Source organism: Nitrospinota bacterium, assembly GCA_027619975.1.
Taxonomy (GTDB): domain Bacteria; phylum Nitrospinota; class Nitrospinia; order Nitrospinales; family VA-1; genus JADFGI01.
This window is the reverse complement of sequence record JAQCGX010000031.1, coordinates 26,350-39,845: the sequence shown is the minus strand read 5'-3', so window position 1 is coordinate 39,845 and position 13,496 is coordinate 26,350. Positions and strand designations below refer to the sequence as shown.

The window sequence follows — 13,496 nt, the reverse complement described above, 5'->3', positions numbered from 1 at the left end:
CCTGCCGATCAAGATCAGTGAACTCGTCGGTCAATCGATCGACATTTTCCACAAGAATCCGGCGCATCAACGCAAAATATTGTCCGACCCGAAAAACCTGCCGCACCGTGCCAATATTCAATTGGGCCCGGAGGTTCTGGACCTGCTGGTGAGCGCCATCTACGATAACGATGGTAACTATCTGGGGCCGATGGTGACCTGGGAGGTGATCACGCAAAAATTGAAAATCGAAACCGACATGGCGCGGGTGAATTCCATGATGGAAAATTCGCCCCTCAACGTGATGTGTACCGATCTGGATCTGAATATGCAATATATGAACCCTGCATCCGCCAGGACGCTGCAAACTCTGGAGCAATATTTGCCAATAAAGGTAAGCAATATGGTTGGCCATTCCATTGATGTGTTTCATAAAAACCCTGCGCATCAGCGCAAAATATTGTCCGATCCCAAGAACCTTCCGCATCAGGCTCAAATCCAATTAGGGCCGGAAGTCCTCGACCTCTTGGTAAGCGCTATCTACGATTAAAACAATAATTACCTGGGGCCGATGGTGACCTGGGAGGTGATCACCCAGAAACTGGCCAACGAAAAAGCCGCCCAGGATGCCCAAGGACGGGAGCGACAACAGGCGCAAGAGTTGCAGGAAAATGTTGACAGCATGCTGGTAGTGGTAAATGCCGCAGCACAAGGAGATCTGACACAGGAAATTTCAGTCAAAGGGGAAGATGCCATCGGCAAGATGGGAGAAGGGTTGTCAAAATTCTTAACGGATTTACGGAAAAGTATTGGTGATATCGGAAAAACGGCGCAGACTCTGGGGTCCTCTGCTGAGGAGTTGACGGCCACCAGCCAGCAGATGGGAGCTAATGCCGAGGAAACATCAGCTCAGGCCAATGTGGTGAATGCGGCGGCGGATGAAGTGAGCAGAAATATTCAGACCGTAGCCACAGCCGCCGAGGAGATGGGCGCCAGCATCCGGGAAATCGCCCAAAATGCCAATGAAGCCGCAAAAGTGGGTGCGTCTGCGGTGCAGGTGACTAAGGAAACCAACGAGACTGTCGCTAAACTGGGACAAAGCAGTAAGGAAATCGGCGAGGTGGTCAAAGTCATCACCTCCATCGCGGAGCAAACCAACCTGTTGGCCTTAAATGCCACGATCGAAGCGGCCAGGGCGGGAGAAGCAGGTAAAGGCTTTGCGGTGGTTGCCAACGAGGTCAAGGAGTTGGCTAATCAAACCTCCAAGGCCACCGATGATATCAGCAAGAAAATTCAGGCCATCCAGAGCGATACTCAAAACGCTGTCAAGGCGATTGATGAAATCACCCAGGTCATTAATAGAATTAACGATTACCAGGGGACTATCGCCAGCGCCGTGGAAGAGCAAACCGCGACGACCGGTGAGATCAGCCGCAATGTAACCGATGCGGCCAGAGGCAGCACGGAAATCGCCAATAACATCAATGGAGTGGCAACCGCCGCTGAAAGCACTTCCCGGGGAGCGGCTGAAACTAAAACCGCCGCCACGGAGTTGTCCACGATGGCGGTGAGTCTGCAAAAGCTCATTGGAAGGTTCAAAATTTGATCGCAAAGAAAGTCCACTCCGCAACGCACCGGGCCTTGGGTCCGGTGCGCCCCCCTTATAAAGCTCCGCTCAGTCATTTGTCTGGGGGTATTCGCCTGAAAGGGCTATACCCCTGGCAATTGTCAGCCAGTCTTGTTAGGAAGCAGAATCTGAAACAGACCGATCATTTCATCGAACCGGTAATTCTCGACGATGAACCCGTATAGCTGGGGAGCGTAGTTGGTCAGTCGTCTTTCCTCTTTCCCATCTATGGGGATGTCCACATAAATAATCATTTTGGGTGGGTCAGTTTTTAATTGCTCGACCATTCCTTTCTCTTCCTCTGGCGTCAACATGCCCGGCAAGATCCAATCGTAGCGGGTCGGGTTGATACGATCCGTGAGAAAATAGAAAACCGGATTGAGAGGCAGGGCCAGAATGGGGTCGCCCTTGTTGGTATAAATCTCAATGCGATTCACTACTTCCTCAAGCCATTTGGCTTCCGCCGGATGGGTGTACACCCGAAGCCTATCCAGCGCAACCAATTGCGTCTCGTGTTTCATCGCCCCGATACTGCCGGCGTAAAACCCATGATGAGTATTCATCTCGTAAAAAAATACGAAGGGAAGAAAAACCGCTAAAACATTCACAGGAATCTTTTTTGATAAAGCAAACGGTTGCGTGGCTTCTTCAGAGTCTCCAAGCCAGTGCAGAACATTTTTGTGAGCCAAATAAAGCAGATAGCAAAACAGGATATAAAAAGGCGGAAGTGTTCTTAAAAGGTTATCGAAGCCGGCCCGCCAGATAACAAGACCGAACACGCAAATCCCAAAGGATAAAATTATCAAGAGGGCAAAATCCATTGGCGAGGTTTTCATTTTAGGTCGAATGAATCGCCGCAGAAGAACAACTCCCACCGCTCCATAAACCCAGAGAGGCAGGTAAAAAAGCAGATGCTCGAACATCTTGTGCGGCCCCAGTTTTTCATAGAGAGCGCCAATTGGAAAAACATCTGGAAACGGGTTGCCCCAGACGTTGTGCGCTTCCACCACCAGTTGGAATACTTTGCCGAAAAAATCCTGTTGCAGAAAATACCAGAGAGTTGCAAAAAATGCCGCCGTCAGAAAAGTACCGGATAACCACAAAAGCAGTTTGGACCTTGGCGATTGCGATTCTGCACTAATTCTATGGAGAAGGAGCCCTTCCTTGCCCTGAAAGATAATAACCGCGATCAGAGCCAGTGAGATAAGTAGCGCGATCAGGGCGATTTCGAATTTGAAAAAGCCCGCGAGGAGAACCGACCCGCCCAGCAACAGAAAATCCTGAATTCTTTTTTTTTCGAGGACATTGAGCAGGCAGTAAAGATTTAACACCGTAAAAAATGGGAAAAAACGGTTGTAGTACATTGAGGGCGCCGACAGCATAAGAAGAGCGGCGAGAAAAGCGAATCCCGGAGGCATGATCCGCCTCGAAATCGCATAGACCATGAAGACCATCGCCGGTGTCAGGAGGACAACGCTCAGACGCAGAGTCTGAATGTCGACTCCGAACAGTTTAAAAAATAGGGCCCCGTAGATATAGCGTCCCGGCAGGTAGCCGTTGGGATTGAAATCCTCAAGCGCCTTTTGGCCGTTCAAGGTCCTTAAAGTTCCATTGGCGAACCCGCCTTCATCCCAGATATTGAACCCGTATTGTGAAAAGGAATAAAAGTATCCGATCAGCGCCGCGTACAGTAAAACGGGGAGGACGGGTTTGATTCGGGAGAGAGGGAAGTTCAATGCGGGAATTTCACTTTGCATGGGAAAGAATTTTCAGAGCGTCAGAAAGGATTGCATCTCCTCTACCAGGGGTTGGTGTTCTTTCACGAGAAACGCAAGGACCGCAAGGCCGGATTCGAAATGGGGCATCCGGCTTTTGACCGCTAAAATTCTTTGAAACGAACTTTCAATCGTTGCCGATGGGATCTTCCCGGCAGAAACGTCGCGATGCATCTGCTTGAGAAGGGCTTTGACTTTATCGGTGTCGTGGCAAATCAGAAAGAGATCGATGCCCGCCTCTGTGCCGAGCGTGGGGTAGTCTTCAAAGGGAATATGATCCTGCACCGCTTTCATTTCCAGATCATCAGAAATGATCAGTCCTTGAAACCCCATTTTTTCCCGCAGCAAATTTTTAATAATGGGGACGGAAAACGTAGCGGGAGTTTTTTCATCCCAGGCCTTGTAGATAACGTGGGCAGTCATGATCACATCCAATCCATTGTCAATCGCCGCCTGAAAGGGAACAAGCTCGACGGATTCCAGAGTTTTGGCGTCGCGATCCACAGAAGGCAATGTGAGATGAGAATCCTGGGATGTGTCCCCATGACCGGGAAAATGCTTTCCAACCGCGATCACGCCCGCTTCCCGGAACCCGTGCATAAACGCGACACCCAGTTTTGCCGCCCATTCAGGTTCGTCACTCAAAGCCCGTATTCCAATAATTGGATTTTCCGGGTTGGTGTTGACGTCCAGCACCGGCGCGTAGTCCATATTGATCCCCACCGCGCGCATTTCCCGGCCCAGAGCGAGACCGAACCGATGCGCCAAAGATTCTGACTTCGCATTGCCCAGACAACCGGGTGTTGGAAATTTCGTGAAATGCGGTTGCAGACGGGAAACGCGGCCTCCCTCCTGGTCCACGGAAATGAACAGCGGGACAAACGGTGGCGTGGAAAGCGCGAGCTTCTGGAGATCCGAGATCAGCCGTATCAGTTGTTCCGGGTTTTCAAAATTGCGCTCGAAAAGAATCAACCCGCCGATGTGGTGGTTGACGATCAGGTCTTCCGTCTGCGAGTTGAGAGTGGTTCCTTCAAATCCGGTCACCATCATTTGACCGATTTGTTCTTTTAATAAAGAAGGTGCTTTCAACGCTTGCGTGCTCCCGAAAAGTGATGTCGTTCCCGTTACCTGGAACAGAGTATAATGAATGACAGGGGTAAATGAAAAGGAGTTCCTGAAGGGTCTCCTCATTGGGATGGCGTTGCCCGGTATTGCGCCCTTATGTTACGATAACTTCATCGAGCTTAAATAAATTGGTATCCAATCATAATATGTTGCGACGCGTTGTTATTACCGGATTGGGAGCTGTCAGTCCCAACGGTTTAGGAATAAAAAAATTCTGGGAAAATACCTGCAAGGGGGTCAGTGGCATCGACCGCATCGCAAGCTTCGATCCTTCAGGTTTGACGTGTCAGGTGGCCGGCGAAGTCAAAGGTCTGGACCCTTCCCTCTATTTTTCGAAATCCGATCTGAAAAAACTTCCGCGCTCGGTTCCCTTGGCGATTGCCGCCGCTAAAGAAGCCTTGGAAGATGCGGGTATTGACTTGAACTCCTTTGATGAAGAGGATTTCGAAAGCCTGGGGGTGATGGTCGGAAGCGGCGGCTCGGGGTTTGATTTTTCGGAAAAACAGTTTGAGATTTATTTTTCCGACCAGAAGCATAAAATCAGTCCCTATGCGATTTCCAATTCCCTAGTGGGGATGCTCTCCAGCGAGATCTCCATGTATTTCGGGTTTCAGGGGCGCAGTCACGTGATCTCGAACGGGTGCACCAGTTCTACCGATGCCATCGGTTATGCGTTCAATACTATCCGCCACGGTCAGGAGAAGTGGTTTCTGGCAGGCGGGGTGGAAGCCTGCGTCACTCCGGCGATGATGTCCGGCTTTGAGCGCATGAAGGCTAACCCTGTACATTTTAATGACGAGCCTTCCAGGGCATCGCGGCCCTTCAATGTCGACCGGGAAGGGTTTGTTCTGGCCGAAGGAAGCTGGATGATGATCCTGGAAGACATGGAGCATGCCAAAAAGCGGGGCGCCCAGATTCTGGCGGAAGTCACAGGGTACGGAACCACTTGCGATGCCTACCACCGCGTGGCGCTCATGCCCGATGGCAAGCAGTCGACCCGCGCCCTGAACCTGGCTATGAAAGACGCCGGGGTGAATAAAGATGAAGTGGGGTACATCAATTTTCATGGCACGTCCACGATTCTCAATGACAGAATCGAGACCCTCGCCGTGAAGCAGGCGTTTAACAGCCATGCGATGAAAATTCCTTCCAGTTCCACAAAATCCATGATCGGCCATCCCCAGGGAGCGTCTGGCGCGATGGGAGTCACCGTTTCAGCGTTGTCCCTTAAAAACGGTTTTCTGACTCCCACGATCAATATGGAAAATCCGGACCCGGAATGTGATATGGACTATATATGTAACGAAGGAAAGGAAACTTCTGTTAAAATTGCCATCAGCAACTGCATCTCTTTTGGCTCAAAAAATTCCGCGCTGGTGCTCAAAAAATTCTCTGGATGAGGGTGCAACCATGAAAAAAAACTTGGCGTCTATTAGAGGAAAGAATTTTAAAATTTGGGTGGGGTTGGTCGCGGCTCTGTGGTTATCGGCCTGTGGCAAGCTGGTAGATGTGGACGTTACTGTTGTTGATCAAAAAACGGCTCTGGAGAACCAGATTCTGGGGAGTTATGAAGAGCTGGGAAATGACATGCTGTTGCTGGCCTCGGTCCGTTCCGTGGATGAAGAGGGCAAGCTTAAAACCGTTGCCGAAATTCCGCCGGGGAAAAAAGCAGCCATCCGCGCCATGCAACGGCAGGAGTTCAACCGCGACGATATCCAGATGTTCAAACAAACCGGAGTTGCGGGGGAGGGCAATGCCGGGTTACTGATTTTTTTCGATAACGAAAAAACGCTTAAAGACCCACAGTTCAAATCATTCGCTCAGGCGATCATTGAAGAAGAAAACGCGGACCGCCTGACGATATTAAAGCGAACCATCGCCACCAACGAAGCATTTTCCGAGGGGGACCTCCCCAAAGTACGGAAAATTTTTGCCAGCCTCAACCGCGACAGCGTCCAACCCGGAGAAAAAATTCAAATGGAAAATGGCGATTGGACCGTTAAGAAATAAAACCGGGTTATTCCGGAAGTTGATTCGGTTCAATCGTACGATAGCCTGAGGAAAAGCAACAAGGCATTGCGCCGCCGCTCTGGAAGGATGCTTGACTACCGGTAAGGCATCTGATTGCCTGACAGTTGATTGACGATGTCCTGCTCAAACAGGTTTTCCTGGTGGACAAACGCCTCGAATTCCCTGGGGCTTTTGAACTCAAACTTTCTGGGTTCTTTCTGCCCGCAAATTTCTTCATCCTGCTCGACGGTCAATAAATTTTTTTCAATGTTTTTGATCACAAATTTTTTCCGGGTTTTCAGTTTTCCAAAAATTTCCTGATACACCGGCTCAAGATTAAGCGCCATGATCTTTCTCCTGCTATGAAATAGAGGGCATCAAAAGATCCCCTTCTGATGAATGGTATTTAAATGATGATAGCTTTCCCGCATATGAAAATCAATTAAGTTTCAAAGAGAAGAAATGGTGAAAAAAATATTGAAAAAAAATTAGCTCTGGATGGAAATTGTGCTAATCTACGCCAGCTAAATTTGGAGTTCCGATACGCAGTATTGTAAGGACGAATTTTTCAAAGAACTCAAACAGGATTCATCGTTCACCTGGGTTCTTCTAAACCTCAAAACCAAAAGAATTTCCTGCCAGGGCGCTTTCCTTAAAAACCAGCCATTGGAAAAGCGCTTTCACCCTTCACTCAGCTTTTATGCCAAGAAAACCGACTCTCAAAACATTGATCGACAACTTTATCAGGGAATCCCAGTCGCCATTCACCGTGGAGGACTTTGCCAGGGAAGTCGAGGAGCGGTGGCGAAAAAAAATGTCCAAGACTTCGATGGATCATCTAAAGCGCAAGCTTTCGGATCATCAATACGTTATCGGGACGGATTCTAATGATTATCTTCCGTATCCTGCGGTTCTGGAAAAGATTCAGCATATTCCTCTGCTGATTCATCTGGGTAAATTCGAAATTTCCCGGAAGGTTTTTATTCCGGGTCACCGGATGATTCCCTTTGTGTCCAGTGGGCTTATGGAAACGGATTTGACATTTCTGGGGCCGGACGGCGAAGAAATCCCCAAGCTGAAAAAGAATTTTTATATCGAAGAGGTCATCCATTTTTATCAATACTCAGCAGAGCACCATTTCCCTGACGATATTCGTGTCAATGAGTGGATGCCGGGAAAAAGCCTGGTGATGACCAATGTCTGGGATATGCAGAAATTGTATTCCACGGGCAGATGCAAATCCGGAGACGGATTGCTCATCAAGCTGGTCGATTACAGTAAGGGTGTTTTTCAAATTCTCCCCATCCCTAAGGTGAGGGTGAAATCAAAACAGTTCAAGCTCCGGTTCCTGAATGTTTCCCTGGAAACTTTGGTCAATCGTTTCTATGAAGGCCAGGAGTTTGTCGAGGCCTCCCTGGAAAAACAGATTTTGCGGGCATTTTTTTCAATGGATCAGGAACTTCTGGACGTACCTGCCTTTTCATTGACGGATTTCCTGGAGTCGCTTCAGGAGTTGAGTGTTGTCAGTTGCGAGGGCGGCAAGGTGCAATTGGTTCCGAAATGGAAATCGGAATCCACCGGATTTGTTAAGGAAGAAACCCGTCCGGCTCCCAAGGGAGAAAGTGGATCGCTTGAGGAAATTTTTCAGGATCTCGGGTTGCCTTTTCACGAATCGGAATTTATTTCCATCCTTTATACGGTGATGGCATCGGACAAGTTCAAGATTGAATCTGTATTTGATCTTCTTTTCGGAGGCCAGGGGAAACTGTTTCTCGATAAAAAACAGCATGACGCTTTTTATCAACGGCTGAGGAAGTTGTTGCATGGCATTTGCGATGATTTGAAGCAACCCGAATCCAGTTTGATACGGGATTTGCGGGATAAAAGTGTTGGCGTGAAACTCAGTTTGATCGGGATTTTACGGTTTCTGGAGCAAAATGAAGTGGGCTTGGAAGACCTGCCTGCTGACACGCTCAATCAGGTCATTGATCTGGATAGTTTTTGTACGGAAACTCTCAGACGATTTGCCGACCGGGGCCATCCCCCTGAGTTGAAATTCGTTAAGGATGTGCGGATGGCGTTAAAAATCATTCTTCCGCATGTTGATCAACTGGAAGATGAAGTGTATTGCCGGTTGGGAATTTTTTAACCTCCCTCCGGGGAGGGCGAGATAGCGGCAAACGTTCGCTTCGCTCACGAGCCGAGCGTTGTCGGCGATCGGTTTTGTTTCCGATTTTATCAGGAATTTTTAAACGACGGCGTGTCCTTTGAGCGCATGACCGGAAACCTCTTCCACTTTAACGTTCACCAGGTCTCCTGGTTTTAAAACGGTTTCATCTCCAGTAAAATTGACCTGCCAAAACTGCGGGTTCCTGCCTTTGAAAACTCCTTTCTTCCGCGTCGACTGACCTTCGATCAAGACCTCGACCTCTTTTCCAAGAAACTTTTCCCCCTGCGCCAGGCCCAGTTCACTCTGGCATTCAATAATGCGTTGCAGGCGTTCCTTCTTCGTAGACTCGGGAACGTCGTCAACCAGGTCAGCCGCAGGTGTATTAGGCCGTGGACTGTAGCAAAACATAAAACTGCTGCTGAACCCCACCCGTTCCATAAACCGCAGGGTATCTTCAAACTCGTTTTCTGTTTCCCCCGGATAGCCGACGATGATGTCTGAAGAAATTTCGATGTCGGGAACTGCCGTCTTGAGCGCGTCTGTCAGAGCCAAATACTCCGCGACCGTATTTCCCCGGCGCATTTCCTGAAGAATGCGATCATTTCCGCTTTGTGCCGGCAGGTGCAGGTGGTTCATAAGAATGTCAAGATCCTGGTAGGCTTGAATGAGTTCGAAAGTGAAATCCCTGGGATAACTGGTGGTGAAGCGAAGCCGCTTGACGCCGGGAATCTCCGCGATCCCATACAAAAGCTGGTGGAATGCCACCGGGGTTTCCAGTCCGCGTTTGCCATAGGCATTGACATTTTGGCCCAGCAGAATGATCTCTTTTGCACCGCGTGCCACCAGTTGCCGGACTTCGCTGTATATTTCGTTCGCTTCCCGTGATTTTTCCCGGCCCCGGGTATGAGGCACAACGCAGAAGCTGCAGAACTTGTCGCATCCCTTGATGATATTGATAAATGCACTTGGATTTGGGGTTGCCGGTTGGGCGGCGGATATCTCGGGAATGGAATAGTTTTTCTTTTGATCAAAGTTATTCCATATAAAAGGCTTGTGTGTTTCCAGAGCCCTGTCCACGGCGTGCGGGATGTCTTCAATATGATCCGGGCCTAAAATGAAGTCCAGGAAAGGGATGCGCTTTAAAAGACGCTCCCCCTCTTGCTGCGCGAGGCAGCCGGTGATTCCCATAACGAGATCAGGATTGGCCTCTTTCAGGGGTTTCATGCTTCCGAAAAGGGAAAATATTTTGTGCTCCGCTTTTTCCCGAACGGAACAGGTGTTGACCAGAATCAGGTCCGCGTCATCCATATGCGATGTGCGGGCAAATCCGGAATGAAAGAGTAGAAGTTCCATCCGGTCCGAATCCGCCACATTCATCTGGCAGCCAAAAGTATCCATATAGACTTGTTTCATAGGGACAAAATTAAGCGAAAACGGGTTTAGTTTCAACCCGCATTTGAATAAACCGCAAAATTACCGGTAGTGCCGCAAAATATTTCCTGATTCCTGTCGCCTGGAGCCAATTCATTCTGTTTGGTTCCCATCAGCAGACATCATTTATTTTCGCGCGAAATCCTGAGAAATTTCTCAAGTAGAGCGGTTATCCGGTCGTGGCCGGCAAAGCACTTCTGATGGAAATTTGGTGTAAAGTAAATAAACTTGTGTAAATTACTATAAATTTGGTAAAATATAGATGATTTTTCAATAACATATAAAAGGTTTGTTGACTGATGTGTAAACTTGTCCTACCATTAATGTATTCAATGAAAAAATTAATTTGTTAATAATTTCTTTCCAGTCATTAACCGACTTTTAGGGAGGGGTAGTGTTGTGGCCAAGTCCAATAGCATCAGGCAGGTAAGGGAGTCTCAGATGATGAGTAAGGCTGAGCTGGCACGCAAAGCAAGTGTGACGGTTCAGACCATTGATCGCATTGAAAATGGCAACGAGTGCCGTTTGGATACCAAGCGAAAAATCATATTAGCCTTGGGATATAAACTATCTGACCGCGCCTCGCTTTTCGATGAACCCGATGAGGGGAAGACGGATGACAAACCTAAATCTGCAAAAATAAAAAAGGTTTAAATGGATTAAAAACCAGTGTGCCTGGTTTTAATAATTTTCAGTTACTGTCCCCAATCGGAAATTGAAGGGTATCCAGAAATGGTGACAGATGGTGAAAAATGTAACCACTCTTTTACAGAGTGAACCAATGGGTTGTTTTTAATTTGTTTAAATAGAACGACTTATGGCGAAGCAACGGTTTGGTACAGTGTTTGCTCTATCGACGGTAAACCACTTATAAATCGCAGGTAGGTTTGCCAGCTCAGCTTTGCTGATTACAAAATTATAGAGAGTCCACAGGAATAAGTATGTTTTTATCAGAAAATACCCCATTGGTGGCAATCGATATTGGATCTCACTCCATCAAGATGGCGCAGATGGCGAGAACCGGTAAAAAATATGAATTGCTTAATTTCTCTGTAATGCCTCTTAAAGAGGATAGCATTGTGGATGGAGTGATCCGGGAACCGGACGAGGTTGTGGAGACGCTCACCAAGTTGATCAAGCTGGAAAAAGTAGACACCCGGTATGCGGTGGCTTCGATCGCCGGAGAGGCTGTGATCATAAAAAAGATACGGGTGCCGAGGATGACGGCGGCAGAACTTAAAGAAAACATAGCAAGCGAGGCAGAGCAGTACATTCCCTTTGATATCGAGGATGTCAGCATTGATTTCCAGTTATTAGATGATTCTGAGGAGAGTGAAGACAAGGACACCATGGAGATACTACTGGTAGCGGTTCAAAAGGACCTTGTCGATAGCCTCACTGACATTCTTTATGACGCCGGATTAAAACCCGCCATCATCGATCTCGATGTTTTCGCCATGGTCAACGCCTGTGGGTTGGGGACCGATCTGAGAGCCGAGGGGGTGGTTGCGGTCATTGATCTTGGAGAATCTTTCACTCACCTCAATATCATTCAGAAGGGTTTCACCGCTTATACCCGCGACATCCCGCTTGGGGGAAATTATTGTACAAAAAAGCTCATGGCAAAATTTAATCTTTCCAATAAGGAGGCTGCAAAACTCAAGTCGGGAAAGATACCTGCAGAGTTAAAAGATGATGACGTGGTTGCAGTCATTGTCCAGTCCTTTGAGAAAGTTATTGACGAAGTGCAAAAGGCATTTGAATTGTTCAGCACCACCTCTGCAAACGAAGGAACCAAAATTGAGTTTATAGATGCCGAACTCAGCCTGAAGGTCACTCCGCATATCACGTCAAATGACGATGTCTATATGGTGATTGATGCCACGAAAAACGCGGCCAATACATCGGTACTTGTTGCGGGTTTCCCGGCGATCACTACCAAAGAAGCGCATACAGAGGTTCTGGTGCAAAATGGCGATACCACGGTTCTTGGGGGTATCTATGAAAGTGAGGTCAAGAGGAATAAAGAGTCCGTTCCTTTATTTTCCAAAATTCCTTTCCTGGGAGCGTTGTTCAGAAACCTGGATGAAAATGATCAAGTGAATGAGTTGTTGATCTTCATCACTCCGACCGTCCTGTCCAATGAGTATTCCAAAAAACTATGAAGCGGTTGACAATCGACCTGGGTGACAGGAGTTATGATATAAGGGTTGGCCGCCACCTTTTGCAGCAGACCGGAGCGTGGGTAACTGAGCTTACCAACCCCAGTCGCGTGGTCATCATCACGCATCCATCAATCAACCGTCTCTACGGTGAAAAACTTTCTTCAAGTTTTTCCGGGACGGGGGTCCCCATCGACTTTATCGAAGTTCCCGAAGGCGAGAAATCTAAATCTTTGCAACAGGCAGAGAAAATTTTTGATAGCCTTCTGGAATGGAAATGTGACCGGCAAACGGTTTTGGTCGCCCTGGGAGGAGGGGTCATCGGTGACCTGACAGGGTTTATCGCGGCCACTTATGTGCGTGGCGTGCCGTTCGTTCAGATTCCCACAACCGTCCTTTCCCAGGTAGACAGCAGTGTGGGCGGCAAGACCGCGGTCAACCACCCGCGCGGAAAAAATATGATCGGCGCTTTTTACCAACCCAGACTGGTCGTGGCTGATCTTGAGACTCTGGAAACTCTTCCCGAAAAAGAGTTCAAGGCCGGATTGGCCGAAATTATCAAATACGGTGTGATTGAAGACGCGGCTTTATTTCATTACCTTGAAACCGAAACTCAAAAAATACTTTCCCACGATAACGATGCCCTGGCACATATCGTCGCAACCTCCTGCGCGATCAAAGCGCGGGTGGTGGAAAAAGACGAGCGCGAGAGTCATTACCGCATGGTGCTCAACTTCGGGCACACGGTGGGACACGCCATCGAATCGTTGACGGGTTATTCCTCGTTCATTCACGGAGAAGCCGTCGCCATCGGCATGGTGGTTGCGGCCAAATTATCACAGATCATGGGTTATTGTTCAGAGGATGTGCCCCGCCGGATTTCAAACCTCCTGGAAAAATTTGGTTTGCCCACCCAACTCCCTAATCTCAAGGTCGAAGACATCATTCAATCCATATACCTTGATAAAAAGACCGCTCACAAAAAAATCCGCTTTATTCTGGTCAAAGACATCGGTTCCGTCGAGATTGTGGACAGCGTTCCCGAATCCCCCATCAAGGAAGCGCTGGGAGGCTAGGACCTTCGAGTTAAGATTTCCCGATATTTTTTGTCACACCATGTATTAAAAAAATACACATGTGAGGAATTGTCAGGAACCCCTATAGCCCTTATTTTCTAGGGTTCCGAACTCATATCCCATAAATTCATAGACAATATC

The 13,496-nt window shown here is 48.2% G+C and carries 11 protein-coding genes and 1 pseudogene; 8 read left to right on the top strand and 4 right to left on the bottom strand.

The genetic code is table 11. The features are described 5' to 3' along the window. The coding region (locus O3C58_11175) for a chemotaxis protein (protein ID MDA0692414.1) at positions 1 to 529 on the top strand (529 nt) is incomplete at its 5' end. A 132-nt stretch (positions 530 to 661) separates the two neighbouring features. Further along, positions 662 to 1,585 (top strand): annotated as a pseudogene (locus O3C58_11170) (methyl-accepting chemotaxis protein). A 122-nt stretch (positions 1,586 to 1,707) separates the two neighbouring features. Here O3C58_11170 and O3C58_11165 read toward each other — a convergent pair. Both O3C58_11165 and nagZ read right to left on the bottom strand, forming a co-directional pair. Further along, complete coding sequence (locus tag O3C58_11165) at positions 1,708 to 3,363, bottom strand: glycosyltransferase family 39 protein (GenBank protein MDA0692413.1); 1,656 nt, start codon at positions 3,361 to 3,363, stop codon at positions 1,708 to 1,710. Between the two features lie 12 nt (positions 3,364 to 3,375). Continuing rightward, positions 3,376 to 4,470, bottom strand: coding sequence for a beta-N-acetylhexosaminidase (gene nagZ / locus O3C58_11160; GenBank protein ID MDA0692412.1), 1,095 nt, complete (start codon positions 4,468 to 4,470; stop codon positions 3,376 to 3,378). A 182-nt stretch (positions 4,471 to 4,652) separates the two neighbouring features. Between nagZ and O3C58_11155 the strand changes: the two genes are divergently transcribed. Then, positions 4,653 to 5,906: a beta-ketoacyl-ACP synthase II gene (locus O3C58_11155; GenBank protein ID MDA0692411.1), complete on the top strand. Its 1,254-nt coding sequence runs from the start codon at positions 4,653 to 4,655 to the stop codon at positions 5,904 to 5,906. 10 nt (positions 5,907 to 5,916) lie between these two features. Further along, positions 5,917 to 6,516: a DUF1318 domain-containing protein gene (locus O3C58_11150; GenBank protein MDA0692410.1), complete on the top strand. Its 600-nt coding sequence runs from the start codon at positions 5,917 to 5,919 to the stop codon at positions 6,514 to 6,516. 95 nt (positions 6,517 to 6,611) lie between these two features. Here the strand turns inward: O3C58_11150 and O3C58_11145 are convergent, their stop codons facing one another. Then, positions 6,612 to 6,863 carry a hypothetical protein gene (locus O3C58_11145; GenBank protein MDA0692409.1) on the bottom strand — a complete coding sequence of 84 codons (252 nt, stop codon included), beginning with the start codon at positions 6,861 to 6,863 and terminating at the stop codon, positions 6,612 to 6,614. A 353-nt stretch (positions 6,864 to 7,216) separates the two neighbouring features. Between O3C58_11145 and O3C58_11140 the strand changes: the two genes are divergently transcribed. Next, positions 7,217 to 8,665, top strand: a complete 1,449-nt coding sequence (locus O3C58_11140) for a hypothetical protein (protein ID MDA0692408.1) — start codon at positions 7,217 to 7,219, stop codon at positions 8,663 to 8,665. Between the two features lie 99 nt (positions 8,666 to 8,764). On the opposite strand, the gene miaB is transcribed toward O3C58_11140, so the two are convergent. Further along, complete coding sequence (gene miaB / locus O3C58_11135) at positions 8,765 to 10,099, bottom strand: tRNA (N6-isopentenyl adenosine(37)-C2)-methylthiotransferase MiaB (GenBank protein ID MDA0692407.1); 1,335 nt, start codon at positions 10,097 to 10,099, stop codon at positions 8,765 to 8,767. A gap of 417 nt (positions 10,100 to 10,516) precedes the next feature. Between miaB and O3C58_11130 the strand changes: the two genes are divergently transcribed. From O3C58_11130 to aroB, 3 genes are all read left to right on the top strand, one after another. Next, the gene (locus O3C58_11130) at positions 10,517 to 10,771 is read left to right on the top strand and encodes a helix-turn-helix transcriptional regulator (protein MDA0692406.1); all 255 of its coding nucleotides are present in this window, start codon (positions 10,517 to 10,519) and stop codon (positions 10,769 to 10,771) included. Between the two features lie 287 nt (positions 10,772 to 11,058). After that, entirely contained in the window at positions 11,059 to 12,282 is a 1,224-nt protein-coding gene (pilM, locus tag O3C58_11125) for a type IV pilus assembly protein PilM (GenBank protein ID MDA0692405.1), read from the top strand. Next, positions 12,279 to 13,355 carry a 3-dehydroquinate synthase gene (gene aroB / locus O3C58_11120; GenBank protein MDA0692404.1) on the top strand — a complete coding sequence of 359 codons (1,077 nt, stop codon included), beginning with the start codon at positions 12,279 to 12,281 and terminating at the stop codon, positions 13,353 to 13,355. The genes pilM and aroB overlap by 4 nt, the downstream gene beginning before the upstream one ends. The last annotated feature ends 141 nt before the right edge of the window (positions 13,356 to 13,496 follow it).

Bases quoted from the DNA above. Each gene is read 5' to 3' on its own strand.
- O3C58_11165 (MDA0692413.1), bottom strand. From the start codon at position 3,363: ATGCAAAGTGAAATTCCCGCATTGAACTTCCCTCTCTCCCGAATCAAA.
- O3C58_11155 (MDA0692411.1), top strand. From the start codon at position 4,653: ATGTTGCGACGCGTTGTTATTACCGGATTGGGAGCTGTCAGTCCCAAC.
- O3C58_11150 (MDA0692410.1), top strand. From the start codon at position 5,917: ATGAAAAAAAACTTGGCGTCTATTAGAGGAAAGAATTTTAAAATTTGG.
- O3C58_11145 (MDA0692409.1), bottom strand. From the start codon at position 6,863: ATGGCGCTTAATCTTGAGCCGGTGTATCAGGAAATTTTTGGAAAACTG.
- O3C58_11140 (MDA0692408.1), top strand. From the start codon at position 7,217: ATGCCAAGAAAACCGACTCTCAAAACATTGATCGACAACTTTATCAGG.
- miaB (MDA0692407.1), bottom strand. From the start codon at position 10,099: ATGAAACAAGTCTATATGGATACTTTTGGCTGCCAGATGAATGTGGCG.
- pilM (MDA0692405.1), top strand. From the start codon at position 11,059: ATGTTTTTATCAGAAAATACCCCATTGGTGGCAATCGATATTGGATCT.
- aroB (MDA0692404.1), top strand. From the start codon at position 12,279: ATGAAGCGGTTGACAATCGACCTGGGTGACAGGAGTTATGATATAAGG.